18 protein-coding genes are annotated in these 25324 nt (G+C 67.9%); 17 read left to right on the forward strand and 1 reads right to left on the reverse strand.

Features of this window, described 5'->3' with window-relative positions; genetic code table 11:
* Positions 1-2: 2 nt before the first annotated feature.
* The 4 genes from gspD (at position 3) to pncB (ending at position 5279) form a co-directional block, all read left to right on the forward strand.
* A complete protein-coding gene (gspD, locus tag AC06FB_RS04595; protein ID WP_476342561.1) occupies positions 3-2204 on the forward strand; it encodes a type II secretion system secretin GspD in 2202 nt (733 codons plus the stop codon).
* A 132-nt stretch (positions 2205-2336) separates the two neighbouring features.
* Positions 2337-3188, forward strand: coding sequence for a glycosyltransferase family 2 protein (locus tag AC06FB_RS04600; protein ID WP_111186329.1), 852 nt, complete (start codon positions 2337-2339; stop codon positions 3186-3188).
* Positions 3185-4024, forward strand: coding sequence for a glycosyltransferase family 2 protein (locus AC06FB_RS04605; RefSeq protein ID WP_065182821.1), 840 nt, complete (start codon positions 3185-3187; stop codon positions 4022-4024). Before AC06FB_RS04600 ends, AC06FB_RS04605 begins: the two co-directional genes overlap by 4 nt.
* Before the next feature lie 73 nt (positions 4025-4097).
* On the forward strand, positions 4098-5279 hold the full coding sequence (gene pncB / locus AC06FB_RS04610; protein WP_053518866.1) for a nicotinate phosphoribosyltransferase: 1182 nt from the start codon (positions 4098-4100) through the stop codon (positions 5277-5279).
* Here pncB and AC06FB_RS04615 read toward each other — a convergent pair.
* The gene (locus tag AC06FB_RS04615; RefSeq protein ID WP_053518868.1) at positions 5276-5641 is read right to left on the reverse strand and encodes a hypothetical protein; all 366 of its coding nucleotides are present in this window, start codon (positions 5639-5641) and stop codon (positions 5276-5278) included. The genes pncB and AC06FB_RS04615 overlap by 4 nt on opposite strands.
* 455 nt (positions 5642-6096) lie before the next feature.
* Here AC06FB_RS04615 and AC06FB_RS04620 point away from each other — a divergent pair, with 455 nt between their 5' ends.
* From AC06FB_RS04620 to bcsZ, 13 genes are all read left to right on the forward strand, one after another.
* Positions 6097-6636 (forward strand): fimbrial protein, encoded by a 540-nt coding sequence (locus AC06FB_RS04620; protein WP_053518870.1) that lies wholly within the window; start codon positions 6097-6099, stop codon positions 6634-6636.
* Positions 6637-6721: 85 nt separating this feature from the next.
* Entirely contained in the window at positions 6722-7450 is a 729-nt protein-coding gene (locus tag AC06FB_RS04625) for a fimbrial biogenesis chaperone (RefSeq protein ID WP_053518872.1), read from the forward strand.
* 91 nt (positions 7451-7541) lie between these two features.
* On the forward strand, positions 7542-10106 hold the full coding sequence (locus AC06FB_RS04630; protein ID WP_478053431.1) for a fimbria/pilus outer membrane usher protein: 2565 nt from the start codon (positions 7542-7544) through the stop codon (positions 10104-10106).
* Positions 10097-11131: a fimbrial protein gene (locus AC06FB_RS04635; RefSeq protein ID WP_180876947.1), complete on the forward strand. Its 1035-nt coding sequence runs from the start codon at positions 10097-10099 to the stop codon at positions 11129-11131. The genes AC06FB_RS04630 and AC06FB_RS04635 overlap by 10 nt, the downstream gene beginning before the upstream one ends.
* 215 nt (positions 11132-11346) lie before the next feature.
* The gene (locus tag AC06FB_RS04640) at positions 11347-12885 is read left to right on the forward strand and encodes a BcsE family c-di-GMP-binding protein (protein ID WP_262101082.1); all 1539 of its coding nucleotides are present in this window, start codon (positions 11347-11349) and stop codon (positions 12883-12885) included.
* Complete coding sequence (bcsF, locus tag AC06FB_RS04645) at positions 12882-13061, forward strand: cellulose biosynthesis protein BcsF (RefSeq protein WP_053518880.1); 180 nt, start codon at positions 12882-12884, stop codon at positions 13059-13061. Before AC06FB_RS04640 ends, bcsF begins: the two co-directional genes overlap by 4 nt.
* On the forward strand, positions 13058-14695 hold the full coding sequence (gene bcsG, locus AC06FB_RS04650) for a cellulose biosynthesis protein BcsG (RefSeq protein WP_262101081.1): 1638 nt from the start codon (positions 13058-13060) through the stop codon (positions 14693-14695). Before bcsF ends, bcsG begins: the two co-directional genes overlap by 4 nt.
* Positions 14695-14871, forward strand: a complete 177-nt coding sequence (bcsR, locus tag AC06FB_RS04655; protein ID WP_080375313.1) for a cellulose biosynthesis protein BcsR — start codon at positions 14695-14697, stop codon at positions 14869-14871. Before bcsG ends, bcsR begins: the two co-directional genes overlap by 1 nt.
* Positions 14868-15620, forward strand: coding sequence for a cellulose biosynthesis protein BcsQ (bcsQ, locus tag AC06FB_RS04660; RefSeq protein ID WP_262101080.1), 753 nt, complete (start codon positions 14868-14870; stop codon positions 15618-15620). The genes bcsR and bcsQ overlap by 4 nt, the downstream gene beginning before the upstream one ends.
* Entirely contained in the window at positions 15620-18247 is a 2628-nt protein-coding gene (gene bcsA / locus AC06FB_RS04665) for a UDP-forming cellulose synthase catalytic subunit (RefSeq protein ID WP_262101079.1), read from the forward strand. Before bcsQ ends, bcsA begins: the two co-directional genes overlap by 1 nt.
* A complete protein-coding gene (gene bcsB, locus AC06FB_RS04670; RefSeq protein WP_478053426.1) occupies positions 18244-20619 on the forward strand; it encodes a cellulose biosynthesis cyclic di-GMP-binding regulatory protein BcsB in 2376 nt (791 codons plus the stop codon). Before bcsA ends, bcsB begins: the two co-directional genes overlap by 4 nt.
* Positions 20616-24197 (forward strand): cellulose synthase complex outer membrane protein BcsC, encoded by a 3582-nt coding sequence (gene bcsC / locus AC06FB_RS04675; RefSeq protein ID WP_478053427.1) that lies wholly within the window; start codon positions 20616-20618, stop codon positions 24195-24197. Before bcsB ends, bcsC begins: the two co-directional genes overlap by 4 nt.
* Positions 24181-25317 (forward strand): cellulose synthase complex periplasmic endoglucanase BcsZ, encoded by a 1137-nt coding sequence (bcsZ, locus tag AC06FB_RS04680; protein WP_277381389.1) that lies wholly within the window; start codon positions 24181-24183, stop codon positions 25315-25317. Before bcsC ends, bcsZ begins: the two co-directional genes overlap by 17 nt.
* Positions 25318-25324: the final 7 nt, after the last annotated feature.

Here is a 25324-nt window from a genome sequence, read left to right on the forward strand (position 1 = left end):
GCATGAGCCTGCGTTTTCTTCCTTGGTCCTTCGTGCTCGCGCTGCTGGTGGGCTGCAGTACCGTCTCCAGCCCCCATGTGCAGCGCAAGGGCGCCCTGCAACCTGCGGCCAGCGCCGGCCAGGCCGCAGCGGACGTCCAGGCCGATGCGGCGGCCGACAGCCAGGGGGCACCGCAGGCGGTCATCCGCCGTGGCACCGGCACGATGATCAACCGCGAGGCCGCGCGCGCACCGTCGCCGGCATTGCATGCGGCCGGCACCGGCAGCGCCACGTTCAACTTCGAGGGCGAATCGCTGCATGCCGTGGTCAAGGCGATCCTCGGTGACATGCTGGGCCAGAACTATGTGATCGCGCCGGGGGTGCAGGGCACGGTCACGTTGGCCACGCCCAAGCCGGTCTCGCCGGCACAGGCGCTGAACCTGCTGGAGATGGTGCTGGGCTGGAACAACGCGCGCATGGTGTACAGCGGCGGGCGCTACAACATCGTTGCCGCCGACCAGGCGCTGGCCGGCACTGTCGCGCCGAGCACCGCACCGGCCTCCAGCGCGCGCGGTTTCGAGGTCCGGGTGGTGCCGCTGCAGTTCATCTCCGCCACCGAGATGAAGAAGGTGCTGGAGCCGTACGCGCGGCCCAACGCCATCGTCAACGTCGACAGCGGCCGCAACGTGATCACCCTCGGCGGCACCCGTGCCGAGCTGGAGAACTACCTGCGCACGGTCGAGATCTTCGATGTGGACTGGCTGTCGGGCATGTCGGTGGGCGTGTTCCCGATCACGTCCGGCAAGGCCGAGCAGGTTGCCAGCGACCTGGAGAAGGTGTTCGGCGAGGAAAGCAAGACGCCCAGCGCCGGCATGTTCCGCTTCCTGCCGCTGGAAAACGCCAACGCGGTCCTGGTGATCACCCCGCAGGTGCGCTACCTGGACCAGATCCAGCAATGGCTGGACCGCATCGATACGGCCGGTGGCAGTGCTCGCCTGTTCTCCCATGAGCTGCGCTACATCAAGGCGCGCGATCTTGCCGAGCGGCTCAGCGAGGCGTTCGCCAGCAGCGGCAAGCGGGGCGGCTCGAGCCCTGCATCGCTGGCCCCGGGTGCCATTCCGTCGCAGCTGGACAGCGACAGCGACCGTGGCATCGACAGCAACAACAGCAGCAGCTTCGGCTCGACCCCGGGGAGCAGTTCCAGTGGCGGTAATGGCAGCTTGAACCTGCCGCAGCGCCAGTCCGGCAACGTCAGCGTCAGCCTGGAAGTGGAAGGCGACCGGGTCGGCGTGTCGGCGGTGGAGGAAACCAATACGCTGCTGGTGCGCGCGACGCCGCAGGCCTGGCGCTCGATCCGCGAGGTGATCGAGAAGCTGGACGTGATGCCACTGCAGGTACATATCGAAGCCCAGGTGGCCGAGGTCGCTCTGGATGGCGACCTGAAGTACGGCGTGAACTGGTTCTTCGACAACGCCGTGGCCGGGCGTGCACTGACCGGAGCCTTGAGCGGTGTGACCTTGCCGGCCGCGGCGGGTGGCTCCTGGAGCAGCTTCGCCGGTGCTGCGACCGGCGGCGAAGGCCTGGGTTGGGCGTTCACCGGCCACAATGGTGCAGCGGTGGTGAGCGCGCTGGACAAGGTCACCGATGTGCGACTGCTGCAGACCCCGTCGGTGTTCGTGCGCAACAACGCCGAGGCCACGCTCAACGTGGGTGACAAGGTGCCGATCAGCACCACCACGGTGAACACCGGCGTCGGCACCAGCAGCTACAGCTCGGTGCAGTACATCGATACCGGCGTGATCCTGAAGGTGCGCCCGCGCGTGACCCGCGACGGCACGGTGTTCCTGGACATCGTGCAGGAAGTCAGCAGCGCGTCGGATGTGCCGGAGAACTGCAATCCGCAGGAGCGCAACTGCAACCCGCGCATTTCCACCAAGAAGCTGGCTACCGAGGCCGCCGTACAGAGCGGCGACACCATCATGCTGGCCGGTCTCATCACCGACTCGGCCACCGACGGCAGCAGCGGCATTCCCGGCCTGAGCCGGATTCCGGTGATCGGCGCACTGTTCGGGCAGAAGAGCCGCACCAGCCGTCGTTCGGAGGTGATCGTGCTGCTGACGCCCAGCATCGTTCGCAATGCGCAGGAAGCGCGCACGTTGACCGACGAGTACAGCGAGCGTTTCCGGGCGATGGAGCCGCTGAACCAGCCGCGCGCAAAGAAGTAGGGGGTTACGGCGGGGCGACAACCGCCGTTTCCATGAACCCCGCTTCGGCTCCGGCCTCTGCACGTGCCGGGTGCAACCCGGCCAACACCCTCCCGGTGCTACGCTGTGGCCACCGACAACCACGGAGGCGGGATGGGGGCGATCGTGTTGTTGCCGCTGTGCGTGGACGATGCGGCGCTGGACCGGTGTCTGGCCGCACTTGATGCCGGTACGGCACCGGGTACCGCGGTCTGGTTGGCCGACGATGCCCAGACCGGACCACGCGCTCAGGCGGTCGTCGAGCACTGGCTGGCGAACACGCCACTGCAGGCCGAGTACACCCGCCGCGCCCGGCCGCTGGGCGAGGTGGCCCATCTGGATGAAATGCTGCGTGCCTGCGAGGGGCTCGATGTGGCCGTGCTGGCACCGGACAGCGTACCGGCGCCGGGATGGCTGCAGCAGCTGCAGGACGCCTTCGCCCGCGATGCGGCCATTGCCACCGCCACGCCCTGGTGCAATGCAGGCGAGACCGCGGCCTGGCCCCGGCTGGGCGAGATCAATGCCGAGCCCACCGATACTGCGCTGCTGGCGCAGACCTGCGCCGCACTGCCGACCCTGCACCCGGAGCTGCCATCGGCGGTCACGCATGCGGTACTGGTGCGCGGCAATGCACGTCGCCGTGCCGGCGGACTGGACGTGGAAAGCTACGCCGGCTGGAACGCTGCGCTGGTCGATCTGAGCCTGCGCATGGCGGGCCTGGGCTGGCGCAACGTGCTGTGCGAGAACGCGTTCGTCAGCCGCGCCGGCGAAGCGGTCAGCCGCGATGGCGATCTGGAGGCGTTGGCCGCGCGGTGGCCTGGCTGGGTGCCACGCCTGGCCGACTTCCTGATGCACGATCCGCTGCACGAACTGCGCGCGGACCTGCAGCAGCGGATGCAGCAGGCGATAATGCCGCGCGAACAGGGCGATCTGTTCGTCCCGTCCGCGTCGGAGCCAACCGCTTGAATGCCGCCATTGCCGCCATCGTCGTTACCTACCAGAGCGGCAGCACCATCGATGCCTGCCTGTCGCGGCTGCGCCAGTCGCAGGATGTGGCGGAAATCCGGGTGATCGACAACGGTTCGGTGGATGGCACGCTGGATATCGTGCAGCGGCACGCCAGCCACGACCCGCGCGTGCGCTTCATCGGCAACCCGGACAATCCGGGCTTCGCCGCCGCCAACAATCAGGGCGCGGCCGATTCGCACAGCCCATGGCTGGCGTTCATCAACCCGGACCTGATGGTCGAGCCGGAAACCCTGGCCAGGCTGCGCGACCGCGCGCACGTGCTCGGTGACTGCCTGCTCGGGGTCGAGCAGGTGGATGAGCACGGCCATGCCGATGAGGCGGTGCGCCGCCGTGATCCGGATTTCCTGGCCATGCTGCGCTCGCCGGGCAGCGGCTCGAAACTGGCGATTCCGCGCGATCCGGCAAAGACGCTGCAGCCGGTGCCGGCGCTGTCCGGCGCGCTGCTGCTGATGCCGCGGACGCTGTTTGATCGTCTCGGTGGCTGGGACGCCGGTTACCGGTTGCACGCCGAGGACCTGGACCTGTGCCGGCGCGCGCGCGAGGCGGGCGCGGTGGTGGCGATCGCCAACGACCTGCAGGTCACCCATGTGCGCGGCGTGTCCAGCCGTTCGCGGCCCTTCTTCGTCGAGTGGCACAAGCACCGCGGATTGTGGCGTTACTTCCGCAGGTTCGAGGCGCCACAGCGCTCGTTGCTGGTGCAGGTGGCGGTCTGGGGGGCGATCTGGGCGCACGCGCTGCTGCTGGTGCCGAGACTGCTGCGCAGATCCCTGTAGTGTCGAGCGTGTCCGGCGGCGGCGCGCATGGGCGGGCCCCCCGGTTCACCCCGCCGGGCGCATAATCCGCCTCATGCCTATCATCCAGTCCCTGCTCGACACCGATCTGTACAAGTTCACCATGATGCAGGCGGTGCTGCACCAGCACCCCGGCGCCCAGGTGCAGTACCGGTTCAAATGCCGCACGCCCGGCATCGACCTGGCCCGCTTCATCGACCAGATCGATGAAGAGATCGACCACCTGTGCAGCCTGCGCTTCAGCGACGCCGAGCTGGATTACATGCGTGGCCTGCGCTTCGTGAAGCCCGATTTCGCCGATTTCCTCGGCCTGTTCCACCTGGACCGCAAGTACATCCAGCTGCGTGCCTCGACCCGGGTGCCCGGCGAGATCGAACTGGACATCACCGGGCCCTGGCTGCATACGATCCTGTTTGAAGTGCCGCTGCTGGCCATCATCAACGAAGTCTGGTTCCGCAACACCACCACGCCCGACTTCGCCGAGGGCGAGCGCCGCCTGCAGGCCAAGGCCGCGCTGCTGCGCGACACCCCCGGCTTCGAGCAATGCCGCATCGCCGACTATGGCAGCCGCCGTCGCTACTCGCGCGACTGGCATGCGCGCCTGCTGCCGCTGCTGCGCGATGCGCTCGGCCCGCAGCTGGTCGGCACCAGCAACGTGCATTTCGCCCGGCTGTACGGCATGACCCCGCACGGCACGATGGCGCACGAGTACCTGCAGGCATTCCAGGCGCTGGGGCCGCGGCTGCGTGATTCGCAGGTGGCGGCATTGGAGTCATGGGCACGCGAGTACCGCGGTGACCTGGGCATCGCGCTGTCCGACGTGGTCGGCCTGGACGCCTTCCTGCGCGACTTCGACATGTATTTCTGCAAGCTGTTCGACGGCGTGCGCCATGACTCGGGCGATCCGTTCGACTGGGGCGACCGCATGCTGGCGCATTTCCAGCAGCGCCGGGTCGATCCGCGCAGCAAGGTGCTGGTGTTCAGCGATGGGCTCGACATCGCCAAGGTGATGCGCCTGTACGACTATTTCCGCGGTCGCTGCCAGGTGGCCTTCGGCGTCGGCACCCACCTGACCAACGATCTGGGCCCGACGCCATTGAACATCGTCATCAAGATGGTCCGCTGCAACGGCCAGCCGGTGGCCAAGCTCAGCGATTCGCCGGGCAAGAGCATGTGCGACGACCCCGGCTACCTGGCCTACCTGCGTCAGGTCTTTGAACTGCCGGACCCGGCTTAAAGGTAGTCGACCACCACCAGGTAGGCGCCCCGCAGCGGTTGCTGCTGCGGCGCTTCCACGCGGTAGCGCTCGGAGAAGGCGATGTCGCCGACGCGCATGGCGCTGGCCGACACGGCCAGCTGCTGGCCATGGCGCTTGCCATCGCGCAGCGTCGCGGCCTGGCTGTCGCCCACCGCGGTCACCGCCACCGTCGAGCCCTTGGCCGACGGCGGGCAGGCCGCCAGGCTCAGCTCGCCCTGGGACAGGGCCGTCGTGCAACCCGGCTCGGCGATGCGGCCGCTGAACCGGATGCTGCCACTGCTGGCCTGGGCCAGCGCACTGACGGACATCAGGGCCACGCACAGCAGAAGGGAAGTCCTCATGACACGTTCTCTGGTTCGGTGTGTCCTAGTTAGCGACAGCTCCGGACGGCCTTTAATAGGCAAAATCCGAATCTGCTAGGGCCATCACCAACAAAGAGTGATGCGCATCAAATAAGGCGCTGGCCGCCTGAAAACAGCCTCTTTCAGGCGCGCCCGCCACCGGGGTCGAAGACGTCATCTGCTGTCGTTCCCCCACCTTTGCCGGTCCGCGCCAACTCCCCATCGGCCGCCAAGCCAAAAGTGCCTATCACGTCACATTTGGGGCGTCAATAAATCATCGTTCAGAAAAATAATGGGACTTTCATCACAGTTCTGCATATACTTGCGTCACGGATTCAGGGGTAGGTATGTCCGAATCCGGCCACAGGTGAGACGCAAGGATGGGTCTTGAAGCCCGGCAGTGCTCCTTGCTTCCTCCTCTACTTCCATCTCTTCAGTAGGGTTAGGTAAAAGCAATGCACAAGATCAACATCATCGCGGCTCTCATGCTGGCCGCTGCTCCGCTGGCCGCCAACGCTGCCGACGGCACCATCACCTTCAATGGCAAGGTGACCGACAAGACCTGCACCATCTCGACCCCGGGCGGCAAGGACTTCGCCGTTACCCTGCCGACCGTGTCCAAGAACACCCTGGCCACCGCCGGTGCCGTCGCGGGCCGTACCCCGTTCGCCATCAACCTGACCAAGTGCAGCGCCGGCAACGTCGCCACCTACTTCGAGCCGGGTTCGACCGTTGACTTCAACAGCGGCCGCCTGATCAACCAGGCTTCGGCCAACGCTGCCGGCAACGTGCAGCTGCAGCTGCTGGGCTCGAACAACCAGTTCCTGCCGGTGAAGGCCGCAGGCACCGGTCTGGCCCAGGACAACTCGCAGTGGGTGACCGTTGCCACCGACGGCACCGCCAACCTGAACTACTACGCCGAGTACTACGCCACTGCCGCCGCCACCCCGGGCGACGTCACCAGCAGCGTCAAGTACACGATCATCTACAACTGATCATCGCCGTACCCGCACTGGCCGGCGTACGCGCCGGCCAGCGCTCCGCGGCCCCTGGCCACACACCTCGAGCGTAGTACTTCCGATGAAAGCTCTCTTTCCCCGGGCGCTGCTGCTGGCAGCGTCGACGCTGCTCTTCTGCCAGGAAGCCATGGCAGGCGTGGTGGTCAATGGCACGCGTGTGATCTATCCGGCGCAGTCGCGCGAAGTCACCGTGCAGGTCGACAACGTGGGCGACTCGCCCGCGCTGGTGCAGGCCTGGATCGACAGTGGCGACGCCAACCAGACGGCCGACACCAGTGATGCCCCGTTCGTGCTGACGCCGCCGATCAGCCGCGTCGAGCCGGGCCGCAGCCAGGCGCTGCGCCTGATCTTCTCCGGCGCGCAGCTGCCGACCGATCGCGAGTCGGTGTTCTGGCTGAACGTGCTGGACGTGCCGCCGTCGCCGGACAACGCCGAGAACGGTGAGCAGAACTACCTGCAGGTCGCGTTCCGTTCGCGCCTGAAGCTTTTCTATCGGCCGCAGGGCCTGAAGGGCGTCGCCAACGACGCACCGGCAGCCCTGCGCTGGACCCGCAGCGGTGACCGCCTGCGGGTGGAGAACCCGAGCCCCTTCCACGTGACCCTGGCCGAAGTGCATGCCGTGACCGGCAGCAGCGAAAAGGCGGTCGAGGACAAGGGAACGATGGTCGCACCGAAGCAGAACCTGGAGTTCGCCGCACCGGCGGGCACCACCGAGGTGCGCTTCATCACCATCAACGATTACGGCGGTCGGGTGGAGCACAAGGTCCGCCTCGACAGCACCGGGGGCTGAACGCGCCGCGCTGGCCAGGGCCTGCGCATCCCGCCACCGCCGCCGTGCGGCGAATTGAAGGAATGTCAGTGTGATCGGAAACAGATTGACATTGTCGATCCATCAGGCGCTTTGCCTGTTGGCTGCCGGCGTGGCCTGCCCAGGATGGGCGCTGGCTGCCCCGGCCAATCTCGGCGAACAGGCGCTGATGGCGCAGACTGGGGCGGCGACCGCGCGTGCGCCGGAGTCGGCGCAGTTCAACTCCAGCTTCCTCTCCGGCCAGGCCAAGCAGGTCGATCTGGCGGCCTTCAGCAACGGCAATCCGATGGTCGCCGGCACCTATCGCGTGGACGTCTACGTCAATGGCGCCTGGCAGGGCCGCCGCGACGTGCAGTTCAAGGCGGATGCACAGGGGCGCGTCGATGCCTGCCTGGCGCTGCCGATGCTCGAGGAAATGGGCGTGGACAGCGAGGCGGTGCTGCTGCAGCAGGATCCGTCGGTGCCGACCGATACCTCCACGTGCGTGCCGGTGCAGCAGCGCATGGCCAATGCCTATGGCGTCTATGACAGCGGCAACCTGCGTTACGACCTGAGCATCCCGCAGGTGTTCCTGCGCCGCGAAGCGCGTGGCTACGTCAACCCCGCGCTGTGGGACCGTGGCATCAACGCCGGCTTCGTCGGCTACAGCTTCAATGCCATCGACAGCGACAGCCGCGTCGAAGGCGGACAGCGCAACCGCAGCGCCTATCTGGGCCTGAATGCCGGCCTGAACCTGGGTGGCTGGCAGTTCCGCCACGATTCCAACCTGACCTGGACCGAGGGCGACGGCCGCCACTGGCAGAGCATCGCCACCTACGCCCAGCGCGGCATCCCGAAGATCCGCGGCATGCTCACTGTGGGCGAGGCCTACACCACCGGCGAACTGTTCGAGTCGATCGGATACCGGGGTGCCAGCCTGGCCAGTGACGACCGCATGCTGCCCGATTCGCTGCGCGGCTACGCGCCGGTAGTGCGCGGCATCGCCGAGACCAATGCCCGGGTGGAAGTCCGGCAGAACCAGCAGCTGATCTATTCCTCCACCGTATCGCCGGGCAGCTTCGTCATCGACGACCTGTACCCGACCGGTTACGGCGGTGACCTGGAAGTGAGCGTGATCGAGGCCGATGGCCGCCGCCGCGAGTTCAAGGTGCCGTTTGGTTCGGTGCCGCAGATGCTGCGCGAAGGCGTCTCCCGCTACTCGGTGACTGCCGGCCAGGTCCGCAACGAGCTGCTGCGCGATGAACCCTGGCTGGCGCAGGGTACCTACCAGCGCGGCATCGGCAACCAGCTGACCCTGTACGGCGGCAGCGCGCTGAGCGAAGGCTACGTTTCACTGCTGTACGGCATTGGCCTGTCCACCCGGATCGGTGCGTTCGCGGCCGATGTCACCCATGCCCGTACGTCGTTCAACCACTACGGCGACCACACCGGCGCCAGCGTGCGCCTGAGCTACAGCAACATGATCGGCGAAACCGGGACCAACCTGACCCTGGCCGCCTATCGTTATTCGACCGAAGGCTACTACAGCCTGCAGGACGCTCTGTACGGACGCGACGCGGATGATCGCGGCATCGACCCGACCACCCGTGGCCGCCAGCGCAGCCAGTTCCAGCTGACCCTGAACCAGCCGCTGGGCCGCCGTGCCGGTGCGCTGTACGTCACCGGTTCGGTGCGTGACTTCTACGACCGTTCCGGCACCTCCAAGCAGTACCAGGTGGGCTACAACAACGCCTGGCGCTCGGTGAACTACGGTTTCTCGGCACTGCGCACCGAAGAAGGCATCCTCGGCCGGGCCGACACCCAGTACCTGTTCTCGATGAGCGTTCCGCTGGGCCGAGGGACCCATCCGGTGTCGTTCAGCGCCGACCTGGGCGCGCGTGACCGTGGTGGCTACGACAACAGCCGCGTGGGCATCACCGGTTCGGCCGGCGTCGACAACAACTTCAGCTACGGCGTGGCCCTGTCCGATTCCCGCGAGGGCAACACCACCGCGGTCGGCAACGCCGAGTACCGCAGCCGCTACACCGCGTTGAACGCGACCTACAGCCATTCCAGCGATTTCCGCCAGGCATCGGTGGGCGCCAACGGCAGCGTGGTCATGCATCCGGGCGGCGTCACCTTCACTCCGCAGCTTGGCGATACCATGGTGCTGGTCGAGGCGCCGGGCGCGCGCGACGCGCAGGTGACCAACGCACCGGGCCTGCGCATCGATGGTCGCGGCTACGCCGTGGTGCCGTACGTATCGCCGTACCGCCTGAACACCGTGACCCTGGATCCGCAGGGCATGGCGCATGACGTCGAGCTGGAAAGCAGCAGCCAGTCGGTTGCACCGTTTGCCGGTGCCATCAGCTACCTGCGCTTCGATACCCGCAAGGGCAACGCGCTGCTGATCCAGGTGCGCAATCCCGATGGCCGCACCCTGCCGTTTGGCGCACAGGTCAAGGACGAGCAGGGCCAGCCGGTGGGCATGGTCAGCCAGGGTGGCCGCCTGTATGTGCGCAGCGAGCAGGATCACGGCCGCCTGCAGGTGGAGTGGGGCGCCGGCGCCGACCAGCGCTGCACCGTCGATTACCAGGTTCCGGCGGGCGCCGATGCGTCCAAGACCGGCTTCATCCCGCTGGAGGCAGCATGCCGATGATTCATTCCCGTGGCCGCAAGGCGCTGGCCGCACTGGCCGTGCTCACGGGCGCCCTCGTGGCGGCGCCTGCGTTTGCCAGTTGCTACATCACCCAGTCCGGGTTCCAACCCCAAGACGTGACCATGGACATGGGCCAGATCGTGATTCTTCCCAGCACCCCGGTCGGCGGCGTGATCAAGGAACTCATTGTCAACATCAATCAACGCAACAGCGTCGCTTACTGCGATAGCCGGGGCGGCAACGCCAGCGGTCGCTTCGTCAATGCGGCACAGCAGACGCCGGTACCAGGATTCAGCAACGTATACGCAACCGACGTGGCAGGTGTTGGCATTCGCGTCTATCGCGATTCCGGTGATATCCAGACCTACTATCCTCACACGCTGATCCTGCGAAGCAATACCAACCTCTCGTTGAGCGGAGGCCGCTTCCGTGTCGAACTGATCAAGACAGCAGCTCAGACAGGATCGGGCGTTATCGCGCCGAATGGACGTTTCACCACCTATTACTACGATGGCGATGGTGCCAGCCGGCCGGTGCTGACCTCCACCTTCAAGGGATCGGGCACGACCGTGGTCAGCCCGACCTGCGAGGTGGACGCCGGCAGCCGCAACATCGCGGTGGATTTCGGCAGTGTCCCCAACACCTCGTTCACCGGCGTCGGTTCGCGCGCGGTCAACCGTGACTTCGACATCCGCCTGAACTGCCAGGGCAGCAATGTTGCTGCCTACCAGAGCAAGATCGGCATCCGCCTGGATGCCGACCAGGACAGCTCCAACATGCCGGGCGTGCTGAAGCTCAGCGCGGCTGCCAACAGCGCGACCCGCATCGGCATCCAGATGGTCCAGCGCGATGGCACCACCGAGCGCGAAGTGCGCTTCGGCCAGGCGATCAATGTCGGCACCACCATACCGGGCACCAGCACCATGACCCTGCCGCTGCGCGCCCGCTATGTACAGACCCAGGCCGGTACCGTCGGTGCCGGTGTCGCGAACGGACAGGCGACTTTCACCATCCAGTACGAGTAGCGGCCAACGGCCGTTCCACCGCTGCGCTGTGCCCCAACGTTGCCTGTTCCGCAGGCGACGTTGACTGCGTCTTGATCCCGGAAATACCAAGATCGGAGCTGCCATGAACGTATCGCAGCACGAGTGTGATGCGCGTCATGAAATTCGAGTCACCCAACACAGCACCTCCGCTACCGCAGCGTCGGCTTGGCTGAGGTCCGCTGAAAGGACCCGGCATGACAGCGCCCCATCTTGCCATCGCCGGATTGCCGCCCGAGTTCGTCGAGATGCACGGCGGTGGGCTGTACTGGGTCGTCGCTGCCGGAAGCGCGCCGGCCGACCTGGTTGGCGCAGGTGTGCTGGGTTCGGCCAGCGACGTGCAGGACGCCGTGCTGGCGACGCTGGGGCGCGGCGCCGATGCGATGCTGGCCGAGCTGCCGCCGGGGGAGGGGCCGGCGCGGTTGCGTCTGTTCCGTTCCTCGTCCGCTGCCATGCAGCGGACCCTGCGCGGTCTGGCGGTTGATCTTCCCCGCGCGGCCACCGCCGCGACCCGCCTGTGCATGGTGCAGTTTCCGCTGGCGGCGCTGGAAGGCTGGAGCGATGCCCGGCTGGCGGCATGGAACCGGCAGCTGCAAGCCTGGGCGGAGCAGGCCGGCACGGTGCTGCTGCTGCTTTGCCACGGTGAAGTGGCCACCCTGGCGCCGCGCCTGCTGGCCTTGAACCGGACCTGTTCCGGCGTCGCCCAGCTGCATCCGCACCGCGGTGCGCTGCAGCTGCTGCTGCATTACTGGGCCAACGCCCATGGTGTGGTGGCCCGCCGTGCCTTCGCGATCGAAGCGGCAGAAGGCGGGTTGCGCCGCGTGCCAGAAGAGGCGGACAGCGTGCTCTCTGCGGTCGAGGCCAGCGGCGGCGATCGTGATCTGTACCTGGCCGAGGCCGACGTGCTGGAAGGCGCTCCGCCGCTGTCGCCCGCCTGGCGGCTCCACGATGGCTGGGCGGACCTGCTGCCTTCGGCGCTGCAGGCGCGCGAGGCCACCGTGGTGCTGGCGATCCGCAGCAACGACCAGGTGGACACACTGGCACGCCTGCTGCATCGGCTGCGCCGCGAGCGCGGCGACCTGCTGAAGCTGGTGGTGCGCGAGGTGCAACCGTGCCTGCGCTACGCCGACGAGCGCCTGCTGCTGCAGTGCGGCGGCAACATGGTGGTGCCGGCGGCGACTCCGCTGCCGCGGCTGCTGACGCTGCTGGAGACGGTGCAGCGGCAGCGTTGGCAGGGGCAGCTGGCGGCCGACCCCGAACCGTTGATCCGTGCCCACCGGCCACCGGAAGTGAATGGAATCGTGGCGGCCGACCGCTTCCGGCAGATCGTCGGCGAACGCATCGATCAGGACGGCAGCGCGGTGGAAAGCGCCGTGCTGGCGCTGCAGCCGGTGGCCGGGCTGCGCGCGGAACAGACCCTGCAGCAATTGAACATCCGCAGGCAGGGGGATGTGGCCTGCGTGTACCGCGGCCAGGTCCGTTTGTTCCTGTTCGGCTGCCGCCGCGATGCGGTCGAACAGGCGCTCTCCAACCTGTACCGGCTGCCCTGGCGCGAGCTGTTCGATGGCTACCAGCGCCTGGCCGAGTACGACATCGCAGCGATGAATGCCCGCGGCAGCGACTCCGAATCCGAGACGCTGCCCGCCCCTGCCGTTCCGTTGCCGCAACCCGCGGCCACGGTCAACGAGGTCGCATTCAACGCCCCCATCCCGTTCCGGTTGGGAGATTCCGCATGACCACCGACCAGCAGCTGTGGACGCTGATCGCGGCCTGTGCGCTGGTGATGATTCCGTTCGGCGTGATGCTGGGCGCGCTGTGGCGCGCGGTGCGTCGCCGCGCAGCGTCCTGGCTGCCCCCACGGCATCTGCGGCGGACGGGCGTGCGGGTGCGCGATGCGCGGAGGCCGCAATGAGCGCAGAGCCGACGCCCGCATCGCCGTTCGTGTGGTCGGACCTGCGCGGCTGGAACCTGTACTTCCTGTCCAAGGTGGTGCTGGCCTGGATGGGCGCGCTGGACCTGAAGATCCTGCCCAACCTGTTGTTCCTGGCCGCCCTGCTGGTGCCACTGCCGTGGCGATGGGCACGCATCACACGCACGGTCGTCGCCGTGCCGGTGGCCGTGGTGCTCTACTACCAGGACACCTGGTGGCCGCCCTTCCAGCGTCTTCTCGCACAGCCGGGCGTGCTCGATTTCTCCGCCGACTACTGGCTGGAGCTGGCGCAGCGCTTCATCAACTGGCAGATGGTCGCGGTGCTGGTGCTGCTGGTGGTTGCCTACCTGCTGCTGAAACCGTGGCTGCGCATCACGACGCTGAGCGTGCTGGGCATGCTGGGCATGGCGGTGGTGGCACTGCCGTTGCCGGCGGGCCTGAACTGGGGAACGTCGCAGGCCACCGCAGCGACCGGCGGTGCTGACGCCGCTGCCGGCGCTGCCGGTGCACTTGCGCCGGCCAGCAACGAGACACTCAATGCCTGGCTGGCGGCCTTCTACCAGCAGCAGTCGGGCCTGAAGACGGTGTTCCCGGCGCCGGCCAGCGCTGCGCCGTTCGACGTCATCATCCTCAACATCTGTTCGCTGGCATGGAGTGATCTGGACGAAGTCGGCATGCGCCAGAACACGCTGCTGGACCACATGGACCTGATCTTCGACGATTTCAACTCGGCCACCGCCTACAGCGGACCGGCGGCGATCCGCCTGCTGCGCGCCAGCTGCGGACAGACCTCGCACACCGCATTGTTCGACCCGGTGCCAGCCGAATGCCAGTTGTTCTCCAACCTGCAGCGCCTGGGTTTCCAGAGCGAGCTGGCGATGAACCACGATGGGCACTTCGACAACTTCATCGGCGAACTGAGCCAGTACGGTGGGTTGCAGGCACGGCCGATGGACATCAGCGCGTTTCCCCGGGCGCTGGTCGCGTTCGACAAGTCGCCGCTGCGCCGCGATGGTGACGTGCTGAACGCCTGGTGGAAGCAGCGCCAGGCCGAACAGGCGCAGCAGGTCGCGCTGTTCTACAACACGATCTCCCTGCACGACGGCAACCGCATCGTCGGCGCCGACGGTCGTGCCAACGCGGCTGACTACAAGGCCCGCGCGCAGATGGTGCTGGGTGACATGGCAGGCTTCGTCGAAGCGGTGGAGCGCAGTGGCCGTCGCGCCATGATCGTCGTGGTGCCCGAGCATGGCGCGGCGCTGCATGGCGACCGCATGCAGATTCCCGGCATGCGGGAGATTCCGAGCCCTTCGATCACCCATGTGCCGGTCGGCGTCAAGCTGGTCGGGATGGGCACGCCGGCCAGCGGAGGGCCGCGTCATGTGCCCGAGCCCAGCAGCTATCTGGCCCTCTCCGAACTGGTGTCGCGGGTGTATGCGCTGAACGCGCAGTCGCCGCCGGGAGCGCGTGACTGGGACAGCCTGCTGCAGGGGCTGCCACGTACGCCCTCGGTGTCGGAGAACGAAGGCGCCAAGGTCATCGATTACGGTGGCAAGCCCTGGCTGCAGCTGCAGGGCAGCCAGGCCTGGAACCCGTACCCGGAGGACAAACGCTGATGGCCGACATCCTGGCCGTTGCCAGCACGCTTTCGGTGGAGGAGGACGACATCGATCTGCTGCGTCGCAGCCTGGGCATGCCCGGGTTGCCCTACGTGGACTTCTCGGCGCAGAACGAACGTGCCCGGGCACTGGCACGCTGGCCGTTGCTGGCCGAGCTGGAGCGGCAGCCATGAGCGTACTGCTGTCCCTGCAGGGCGTGCACGGCGGCACAGGCGTCACCACGGTGCTGGCCGCACTGGGACAGGCGCTGCATGCGCAGGGCCAGCGCGTGCTGCTGGTCGAGTGCAGTCCGGATCAGATGCTGGGCCTGCATGTCGGGTTGGCCGCACGGGAGGCCGATGGCTGGGCGCGGGCGATGCTGGACGGCCGCGATTGGCGTGATGCGGCCTTCGCCTGCGCGCCGGGCCTGGCGGTGCTGCCGTACGGCCGTGTCAGCGCGGCCGAAGCCCTGCAGATCGAGCAGGCGCTGAGTCTGGCACCCGACACCTGGAATGATCGCGTGCCAGTGCTGTCGGCGCAGTTCGACTGGCTGCTGTTCGACCTGCCGCAGCGGCTGCCGGCACACGCGGCGGCGGTCAACCGATATGCGCGCTGTACGCTGCCGTTGCGCCTGGCGTGCGTCGATCCGGCAAGCCACGTCTTCCTGCAGCGGCAGCACGACGATCCGCGCCGTCTGCTGGCCAACCGGTATGACCCGGCGGTTCCGGTGCAGCGCGATCTGATGCAGCTTTGGCTGCATGCGCACGCGTCGATGCTGGTGCCTCAGCCTCTGCACGAAGATGCGCGGGTGCCGGCCGCGTTGGCCAGCAAGCAGCCGCTGGGCCAGCATGCGGCCGATGCGCTGGCGGCTGCCGACGTCGCCGGCCTGGCATTGTGGTGCCTGGCCGAGGCGGCGCGGCGGCAGGATCGGGAGAGCGGGTGATGAAGGGCGCACGCATCCACTATCTGCACTGGAACCGGCTGCGTGAGCGCGTGTACGCCGCATGGCCACTGTGCGCGCTGCTGTGGTCGCTGCAGGCCCTGGGCTGGGCGCTGTTGAGGCTGGAAGGACCTGCGTGGCAGGCGCTGGCGCCGCGGCTGCGGCGTGCGTTCCCGCAGTTGCAGGGTGATCGCCGCTGGCGCCCCGGAGATCCACTGCGGCTGCTGATCCAGGCCGCATGGCTGTCGCTGGTGCGCCTGGTTCCGCATACCTCGCTGCGCCGCCAGCGCCTGGCCCAGGCCCGGCGCCAGCGCATCGCCGAGCTGCGCGGAGCGGCAGGACGCGGTCGCCTGCGCTACCTGCGGGCGATGCGTGATGCACCTGCCGATGTCGGCAACAGTCGCCTCGCGGCGTGGCTCGCACAGCGCCTGGAGCGCCTGCCACTGCGCGCGCGGCAGGCGCTGACCGCCGTCACCGGCTTGGCCACGCTGGGTCTGGCCGCGCTGTGCATCACCCAGCCCTTCAGCTACCTGGCGCAGTTCGTGTTCGTGCTGCTGCTTTGGGTCATCGCGCTGCTGGTACGGCGCATGCCCGGCCGCTATGCGACGCTGGTACTGGTGGTGCTATCGATCACCGTGTCCTGCCGCTATCTCTGGTGGCGCTATACCGCCACCCTGAACTGGAGCAGCACCTTCGACCTGGTCTGCGGCCTGGTGCTGCTGGTGGCCGAGACGTATTCCTGGCTGGTGCTGATGCTGGGCTACGTACAGGTTGCCTGGCCGCTGCGACGGCGTCCGGCGCCCTTGCCGGCCGATATCCGGCAGTGGCCCACGGTGGATGTGCTGATTCCCACCTACAACGAAGACCTGTCACTGGTGCGGCATACCGTCCATGCCGCCATGGGGCTGGACTGGCCGGCCGACAGACTTCGCATCCACCTGCTCGATGACGGCAAGCGCGAGGCGTTCCGTGCCTTCGCCGAGCAGACCGGCGTCAACTACATCACCCGCAGCGACAACCGGCACGCCAAGGCCGGCAACCTCAACCACGCCCTGACCCTGATCGACGGTGAACTGGTGGCGATCTTCGACAGCGATCACTTGCCGGTGCGCTCGTTCCTGCAGATCACCTGTGGTTGGTTCCTGCGCGATCCGAAGCTGGCGCTGGTGCAGACGCCGCACCATTTCTTCTCGGCCGATCCCTTCGAGCGCAACCTGCAGGTGTTCCGCAGTGATCCCAACGAGGGCGAGCTGTTCTACGGGCTGGTGCAGGACGGCAACGACCTGTGGAATGCCGCATTCTTCTGTGGTTCCTGCGCGGTGCTGCGGCGTGAGGCCATCGATGCCATCGGCGGCTTCGCCACCGAGACCGTCACCGAGGATGCGCATACCGCCCTGCGCCTGCATCGCCAGGGCTGGAACTCGGCCTACCTTCGCATTCCGCAGGCGGCCGGCCTGGCCACCGACAGCCTGGGCGCGCATGTCAACCAGCGCATCCGCTGGGCGCGCGGCATGGTGCAGATCTTCCGCATCGACAATCCACTGCTTGGCAAAGGCCTGAGCCTGTTCCAGCGCTTCTGCTACGCCAATGCGATGCTGCACTTCCTCGCGGGCATCCCGCGGCTGGTGTTCCTCACCGCGCCGCTGGCCTTCCTCCTGCTGCATGTCTACATCATCTACGCCCCCGCGCTGGCGATCCTGCTGTTTGTCGTTCCACACATGGCCCACGCCAGCCTGACCAACGCGCGCATCCAGGGCCGGTACCGCCGCCCGTTCTGGGGCGAGGTCTATGAAACCGTGCTGGCCTGGTACATCGCGCGGCCGACCACCGTGGCCCTGTTCAGTCCCGGCCGTGGCAAGTTCAATGTCACCGACAAGGGCGGCACGCAGGCGGGTGACCGCTTCGACTGGCGGGTGGCGCGCCCCTACCTGGTACTGGCGCTGCTGAACGTGCTGGGACTGTGCTTCGCCGTGTGGCGTTTCATCGAGGGGCCCGCCGATGAGCGCGGCACCGTGGTCGTGAGTTCGTTGTGGGTGCTGTACAACCTGCTGATCATCGGCGGCGCGCTGGCGGTGGCGGCGGAGGTGCAGCAGGTGCGGCGCACCCACAGGGTCACCACGCGCCTGCCGATGGCGCTGCAGATACCCGATGGGCGTCGACTGCGGGGCGTGCTGCAGGACTATTCCAACGATGGCGTCGGCCTGGAGTTGGGACTGGATCCGCAACTGGCCGAAGGCACGCGCGTACACCTGCTGCTCGGGCGTGGCCGGCGCGAGTTCGCCTTCCCGGCGCGGGTACAGCGCAGCGTCGGCCATCGCCTCGGCCTGCTGCTGCAGTTCGACAACGAGCGCCAGCGCGTGGAGTTCGCGCAATGCACATTCGCCCGCGCCGATGCGTGGCTGGACTGGCATGCCGGTTACCAGCCCAAGAGCCTGCCACGCAGCCTGTGGAGCGTGCTGGTGCTGGGCTGGAAAGGCTATCGGCGGATGGGCGACTTCACGCCGTTCGATCTCGACCGCCCGGTGCACTGGAGCGGTCGCCTGCTGCGCTGGCTGGCCAGTTTCGCACCACAACGTCCGCTTCCCTCCCACCCGGCTGACCCAGCCGCTGACCCAGGGCTTCGTCCATGAGCATCCCGACCTCTCTGCGCTGGCTGCTGCTGCCGTTGCTGGTACTGCCAGTGGTGTCCGGCAATGGCGCTCCAGCACCCGTGCCGGCGCCTGCCACCGGTTCAATGCCGGATGCCCCGGCCGCGCAGGTTGCGGTACCGACCCCGACCACAGCGGCATCGGTGCCCGCGCCGCGCGGCGAACCGGCCTTGCCCGATACCTGGGCCGGCAGCGCTTGGCCCTGGCAACGGCACAGCACCTTCGCACAGCTCGGCCGCCGCCAGGACACGCTGCTGTCCGGCGTCCGCAACAGCACCACGTTCGAATTCCAGGTGCGCCGCGATCGCCTCGCGCGCGAAGCGGAACTGGATCTGAGCTTCACACCCTCGCCGTCGCTGTTGCCGACGCTGTCGCACCTGCGGGTCTATCTGAATGACGCGATGATGGGCGTGGTACCGATCAGCAACGACCAGCTGGGACGCCCCGTGCAGGCCAAGCTGCCGCTGGATGCGCGCCTGATCGCTGATTTCAACCAGGTCCGCCTGGAATTCGTCGGCCATTACACCGACATCTGCGAAGAACCCACGCACAGCTCGCTGTGGGTCAACCTCTCGAGCAACAGCACGCTGAGGCTGGGCGGCCAGCCGCTGGACATGCAGGATGATCTGGCCAATTTCCCGCTGCCCTTCTTCGATCCGCGCGACACCGCGCGGCTGGAACTGCCGGTGGTGTTTGCAGCGGCGCCCACGCTGGCGCAGCAGCGGGCTGCGGCGGTCATGGCGTCCTATTTCGGCAGCCTGGCGGGATGGTGGCGGCAGGCCCGTTTTCCGGTGAGCTTCGGCACGCTGCCCGAGCAGGGCCACGCGGTCGTGCTGGCGGTGAATGGCCGCTTCCCGCCGGTGATCGCCAACCATGCGCCTGTGCAGGGGCCGGTGATCGAGCTGATGGCCCTGCCCGAGGATCCGCAGCGCAAGCTGCTGCTGGTGCTCGGCCGCAACGATGATGACCTGCAGAAGGCCGTTTCGGCGATGGCGGCCGGCAATGTCCTGTTCCGCGGCCGCCAGGTCGCGATCGACGAAATGAAGCCCTTGGCGCCACGCAGGCCGTACGACGCGCCGAACTGGGTGCGTACCGATCGCGCGGTGCGCCTGGCCGAGCTGCTGGACTATCCGCAGCAGCTGCGTGCCAACGGGGTGTCGCCGCAGCCGATCACGGTCAACCTCAACCTGCCACCGGACCTGTTCATCTGGCGCAACCAGGGCATTCCACTGAACCTGCGTTACCGCTACACGCCGCCGTTTGGCAGTGATGAGTCGCGGCTGGGCGTGGCGATCAACGACCAGTTCATTTCAAGCTTCCCGCTGGTGCGCCGCACCGGCAAGCAGGGTGTGGCGGAAATCCGCCTGCCTGTGCTCGCTGGCGATGCCGGCGCCGACGATGGCCGCCTGTTGATTCCGGCGCTGAAGCTGGGTGACCGCAACCAGCTGCGGTTCGACTTCAACTTTGCCAGCGTGATGGGCAGTGCCCAGCGCGACCACTGCCAGACCGTGCTGCCGCCGAACCTGCAGGCGGCCATCGAGGAGGATTCGACCATCGACTTCTCCGGTTTCCATCACTACATGGGGTTGCCGGACCTGTCCGCGTTCGCGCTCAGCGGCTTCCCGTTCACACGCATGGCGGACCTGTCTGAAACCGTGGTGCTGGTGCCGCCGTCCGCCAGCGAGGCGCAGGTCAGCCTGCTGCTCAACCTGATCGGAGGCCTGGGCGTGCAGAGTGGGTACCCGGCCTACGGGTTGCGCCTGTCCGCGGACTGGAAACAGGCCAGTGCGCTGGATGCGGACCTGCTGGTCCTGGGCGCGTTGCCGGATGAGCTGCGCGGCAGCCAGCAGCTGTCACTGCTGATCGACGACCAACGCACGCGCCTGCTGAATGGCCAGTGGTCATCGCCGGAGCTGGCGGTGCAGCAGGCCCGTCGCGGCAGCCGCGCGGGCGATCCTGCGGTCACCCGCGTGGCGGTCACCGCACAGGCCCCCTTCGCGGCCATCGTCGGCCTGCAGTCGCCCCGTCATGCACAGCGCAGCATCGTCTCGCTGGCGGCCAGCCATCCGGCCGACTATCAGCTGCTCGATGATGCACTCAGCGACACCGGCAAGCGCGAAGCCATTGCGGGATCGGTGGCGATCCTGCGCAGTTCCGGCATCAACAGCCAGTTCGTGGGCGAACACTACTACGTGGGCGCGCTGCCGTGGTGGCTGCTGCTGTGGTACCACCTGGCCGATCATCCGGCATTGCTGGCCGTGCTGGCCACGCTGGTGGTGCTGATGGTCGCCTTCCTGCTCTGGCGTGCACTGCGCTGGGTCGCCGCGCGGCGCCTGGATGCGGGCAAGGAATGAGCCGGACCTCGCCGCCGCTGCTGATGGCGTCCCGGCTGGTGCTGCTGGGTCTGGCCGGGACCGGCGCATGCGCGGCACAGGCGCTGCCGCAAATGCCCGGCGGCACTGCGGCCGAGCAGCGGCAGTGGTTGTTGCAGCAGGTACGCATCGGCGAGGCGACCGGGCGCCAGAGCCTGATCGAAGATGCGTTGGCACGGCTGCGCATGCTGGCACCGGATGATCGTGGCACCCTGCTGGCGATCCTGGAGGTGCAGTTGTCGCAGCAGAAGGTGGAGGATGCGGCCGCGACGCTGCAACGATTGCGGCAGGTCGGTGCGGGCAGTCGCGAACTCGCCGCAGGTGATCGCCTCTGGCAGGCCTATCAGGGCGATCTGCAGCAGGAGCTGCAGCAGGCACGCCTGTTCGCAGCCGGTGGCCGCAGTGCCGATGCGCTGGCGATCTACCGCCGCCTGTTCAATGACGCGCCTCCGGGGTTGCAGCTGGGGCTGGAGTACTGGCGTCTGCGTGGCGCGCAGGCGGATGGCCGCGCGCTGGCGATCCGGGAGCTGACCGCATTGGACCAGGCGTATCCAGGCAACACCGGGCTGCTGCAGACGCTGTCGCAGCTGCTGTTCGCGGCCGGTCGCGACGATGAAGCACTCGACGCGCTGCAGCGCATGGGCCGCAACCCCGACGCCCGCGGGCTGGCTGCCGATGCCGAGTGGGCGTACCTGCAGGACCAGCCCGCCGATGAGCGCGGCGTGCGTCGCCTGCAGGCGTTCATCACCCGCAATCCCACCTTCAATGACATCGCCCTGGTGCGCGAGCGCTATGCCGAGCAGCACAGGCAGGTCAGTGATCCGGCCTGGCGCGCGGGTCTGCGTGGCCAGCAACTGCTTGAACGCGGGCGCGATGCCGAGGCCGAACGTGCCTTCCAGCAGGCGTTGCGGGCCTATCCGCGCGAAGCCGCCTTCCTGGGCGGATTGGGCATGGCGCAGATGCGGCAGGGCCGTCGTGCGTCGGCGATCAGCCTGTTCGAACGCGCGATCCAGGCCACGCCCGTCGGCGAGAGCAGCGACAAATGGCGCGACCTCATTGCCAGTACGCGCTACTGGCTGCTGCTGGACCAGGCCGATGCCGCACTCGGTGCCGGTCGGCTGGACGAGGCGGATGCGTTGTACGCGCAGGCGCAGCGGCAGCAGCCACGCGAGGTCAACGCACGGCTGGGACAGGTGGATGTTGCCGTGGCCCGTGGCGACGACGCCTCGGCCGAACGCCAGCTGCAGGCCGCGAGGCGGATGGCGCCGAACGATGCCAACGTGATCCGCAGGTTGGTGCAGCTGTATGGGAGGACCGATCCGCAGCGTCTGGAGACCTTCATCGATGCGTTGCCGGCCGCGCAGCGCCGGTTGTACGCCGAGGATCTGCGTCAGCTGCGGATCAGTCGCCTGCGCGAACGACGTGAGCAGGCCTTGGCGGCCGGCGATGCGGAGGCCGCCCTTGCGCTCGGGCATGAGCTGCGCGTGGAGCTGCCCGCCGATGCGTGGCTCGCCCGTGCCCTGGCCATTGAGCTGCAGGCCGCGGGTCGGCCTGCCGAGGCCGATGCGGTGGTCGCGGACATGGTGGCGCGCAATGACAGCGCTGAAGCACGCTACGCGCAGGCGTTGTATCTGTCCGGCACCGATCGCCTGCCGCAGGCACTGGCAGTGCTGGACGCGGTGCCGCTGGCGGAATGGGATGACGATATCCGCGCACTGTCCGCACGGCTGCGCCGGCAGCAGCTCATCGATCATCTCTGGTCGCTGCGTGCGCAGGGACGCGAGCCGGAAGCCATCGCCCTGCTGCAACAGCAACCGGCCAGTGCCGAGAACAACCTGCTGCTGGCCGACTGGGCGCGCCTGCGCGGCGACCACCTGCAGGCCCTGCAGTATTACCAGCGGGTACTTGCGGAGCAGCCGGACAACGTCGATGCACAGCTTGGCCAGGTGCAGGCCTGGATCGGTGCCGGCGATCTGGACAACGCGCGGCGGCAGATGCGGCTGTCGCCGCCGGTGGTCGCCGAAGATGCGCTCGGCCAGCAGCGCCAGCTGGCCGGCATCTGGACCGACCTGCACGAGGACGCCAAGGCATTGGCGATCCTGCGCGCGCTGCTGGCCCGCAGGGACGGTCCGGATCCACAGTCCTGGCGCGACGCGGCGCGACTGGTGCGCCGCGAGGATCCGCAGCAGGCGCTGGACATGTACGCGCAGGCGATGGCCGACAACGGCCTGCTGGCCGCAACGCAGGCACAGCCGCGCGACAACCGCGCGCTGACCCTGGCCAGCCGCGAGACCGCGGGGGACGACTGGCTGCGGCGCAGCCTGCGCAGCGACGTGGAAACGCTGTACCAGCAGGAAAATCCCACGCTGACGGTAATGCAGGATACCGGTCGTCGCAGCGACGGAACGCCCGGCATTTCCCGCCTCGGGCGCGACACCCGCATCGCGCATCTGGATGCGCCGTTTGCAGGCGGGCTCGGCTGGGCGCGCATCGAACAGGTGCACTTCGACGCAGGGCGGTTCCGCACCGGCGCCGACGGCACTTACGACGAGGATTTCGGCAGCTGCGACCTGTCGCTGCTGCGTGCCGACGGCTCCCGGCTGCAGGCCCCGGGATGTACCCGCTTCGTGCATCAGCGGCGCAGTTCCGGCGCAGGTTTCGCGGCCGGCTGGCGCACGCTGGACGATCGCTGGAATGTCGACCTTGGCCATACGCCGTCCCACTATTTGATCGGCAACTGGCTGGGAGGCATCACCGCCAATGGCGATCTGGGCCGTCTCGGCTGGGGGGCGACGCTGTCGCGGCGGCCGATGACCAACTCCCTGCTGTCACAGGCCGGTGCCTACGATCCTCGCAGCGGCATTGCCTGGGGTGGGGTGACCGCCAATGGCATCACCTTCAGCCTGGGCTTCGATGAGGGCGGACGCAATGGCGTCTGGTCGAACTGGAGCTGGCACCGGTTGACCGGTCACAACGTCGCGGACAACACGCGTGCGCGTGCGATGGTCGGCTGGTACCACAAGCTGATCCAGCGTACGGACATGCGCCTGGACGTCGGCACCACGGCCATGTACTGGCGTTACCAGAAGGATCTGGGCGGCTACTCGCTGGGCCAGGGCGGCTACTACAGCCCGCAGCGCTATGCCTCGTTGAGCCTGCCGGCCAGCTTTGCCTGGCGCAATGATCTGTGGTCGCTGCGGGTGGATGGGTCGGTCAGTGTTTCCAGCGCGCGTACGGCGTCGATCAGCCGCTTCCCGGACCAGGCGCTGATCGAGCGCGTGGTGGCACAGCTGGAGCCGCAGTACGGTGCTCTCGCGCTGGACGAGGCCGGCCTGTACACCGGCGACAGCCGCAGCACCGGCACCGGCTATCGGCTCTACGCGGCCGTGGAGCGGCGGCTGGGCGATCACATCGTCCTGGGCGCGGCGGGAACCCTGCAGCGCAGCCGTGACTTCTCTCCGAACACATTCCAGCTCTATCTGCGCTATACCTTCAAGCCCTGGCAGGGCAACCTGCCGCTGCCCGTGTCGCCGCTGGTGCCCTATGGCGAGTTCCGCTGATCCGCAACGCCGCCGACTGCTACAGGCGACGGCCGCCTTGCCGTTGCTGGCCATGGGCGCAGGGCGTGCGCTCGCAGCGCCGCGCTGGCCGGCCTGGCAGGTGCTGCTGGACAGCAGCCTCAGCAACGACGGACGCATGATCGATCGCAGCCAGGACGACCAGCGCAGTACGTCGGAAGGGCAGTCGTATGCGTTGTTCTTCGCGCTGGTCGACAACGATCAGGCGCTGTTTGATCGCGTTCTGGGCTGGACCCAGGACAACCTGGCCGGGGGCGATATGCGGCAGCGGTTGCCGGCCTGGCTGTGGGGCCGCGATGACAAGGGCGGCTGGCGCGTACTGGACGACAATCCGGCGTCCGATTCCGATCTGTGGCTGGCCTACGCCCTGCTCGAAGCGGGGCGGCTCTGGCACCGTCCTGCGTTGCAGGCCATCGCCGGGGGCATGCTGGGGCAGGTGCGGGAAAGGGAAGTCGTGCAGCTGCCCGGTCTCGGCCCGATGCTGCTGCCGGGACCGCAGGGATTCGTCGAAGGCAATGCGACCCGGGTCAATCCCAGCTATCTGCCGCTGCCGCTGCTGCGGCGCTTTGCCGCGGCCGATCGCAGTGGGCCCTGGGCGGAACTGGCGGACAACGCGACCACGCTGCTGGAGCAGACCAGCCCGCATGGCTATGCACCGGACTGGGCGGCGTGGCAGCAGGGGCGCTTCGTGGTCGATCCGGTGAACGGAGCGGTGGGCGGCTACGATGCGATCCGCTGCTACACGTGGGCAGGCATGACGGCCCCGCGCGATCCGTTGTTCCGGCGGCAGCTGGCGGCGTTGTCCGGTCCGCTGCAGCGCCTGCGCAGCGGTGCGGCACTCTGGGAAAAGGTCGATACCCGCAGCGGGCAGGGGCAGGGCGAAGGCAACTATGGTTTCCGCGCGGCTGTACTGCCCTGTGTGCTGGCACAGCGCGAGCAGGGGCTGGCGAAGTCGCTGCTGGCCAGCCTGCCCAGCCCGGAACAGCAGCGTGCCGAGGCACCGGCCTACTATTCGCAGATGCTGGCCCTGTTCGGCCGGGGCTGGGCCGAGGGCCGCTGGCGTTTCGGCGTGGATGGCCAGCTGCGACCGGCATGGCGATGAGTACACC

The sequence above is a fragment of the Stenotrophomonas sp. Steno-C15 genome, assembly GCF_056393265.1.

What these genes read in the sequence shown, in the direction of transcription:
- AC06FB_RS04635 (WP_180876947.1), top strand. Translation starts at nt 10,097, where the DNA reads ATGCCGATGATTCATTCCCGTGGCCGCAAGGCGCTGGCCGCACTGGCC.
- bcsG (WP_262101081.1), top strand. Translation starts at nt 13,058, where the DNA reads ATGAGCGCAGAGCCGACGCCCGCATCGCCGTTCGTGTGGTCGGACCTG.
- bcsZ (WP_277381389.1), top strand. Translation starts at nt 24,181, where the DNA reads ATGGCGAGTTCCGCTGATCCGCAACGCCGCCGACTGCTACAGGCGACG.
- bcsA (WP_262101079.1), top strand. Translation starts at nt 15,620, where the DNA reads ATGAAGGGCGCACGCATCCACTATCTGCACTGGAACCGGCTGCGTGAG.
- bcsF (WP_053518880.1), top strand. Translation starts at nt 12,882, where the DNA reads ATGACCACCGACCAGCAGCTGTGGACGCTGATCGCGGCCTGTGCGCTG.
- AC06FB_RS04615 (WP_053518868.1), bottom strand. Translation starts at nt 5,641, where the DNA reads ATGAGGACTTCCCTTCTGCTGTGCGTGGCCCTGATGTCCGTCAGTGCG.
- bcsR (WP_080375313.1), top strand. Translation starts at nt 14,695, where the DNA reads ATGGCCGACATCCTGGCCGTTGCCAGCACGCTTTCGGTGGAGGAGGAC.
- bcsB (WP_478053426.1), top strand. Translation starts at nt 18,244, where the DNA reads ATGAGCATCCCGACCTCTCTGCGCTGGCTGCTGCTGCCGTTGCTGGTA.
- pncB (WP_053518866.1), top strand. Translation starts at nt 4,098, where the DNA reads ATGCCTATCATCCAGTCCCTGCTCGACACCGATCTGTACAAGTTCACC.
- bcsC (WP_478053427.1), top strand. Translation starts at nt 20,616, where the DNA reads ATGAGCCGGACCTCGCCGCCGCTGCTGATGGCGTCCCGGCTGGTGCTG.
- bcsQ (WP_262101080.1), top strand. Translation starts at nt 14,868, where the DNA reads ATGAGCGTACTGCTGTCCCTGCAGGGCGTGCACGGCGGCACAGGCGTC.
- AC06FB_RS04625 (WP_053518872.1), top strand. Translation starts at nt 6,722, where the DNA reads ATGAAAGCTCTCTTTCCCCGGGCGCTGCTGCTGGCAGCGTCGACGCTG.
- AC06FB_RS04620 (WP_053518870.1), top strand. Translation starts at nt 6,097, where the DNA reads ATGCACAAGATCAACATCATCGCGGCTCTCATGCTGGCCGCTGCTCCG.
- AC06FB_RS04640 (WP_262101082.1), top strand. Translation starts at nt 11,347, where the DNA reads ATGACAGCGCCCCATCTTGCCATCGCCGGATTGCCGCCCGAGTTCGTC.
- gspD (WP_476342561.1), top strand. Translation starts at nt 3, where the DNA reads ATGAGCCTGCGTTTTCTTCCTTGGTCCTTCGTGCTCGCGCTGCTGGTG.
- AC06FB_RS04600 (WP_111186329.1), top strand. Translation starts at nt 2,337, where the DNA reads ATGGGGGCGATCGTGTTGTTGCCGCTGTGCGTGGACGATGCGGCGCTG.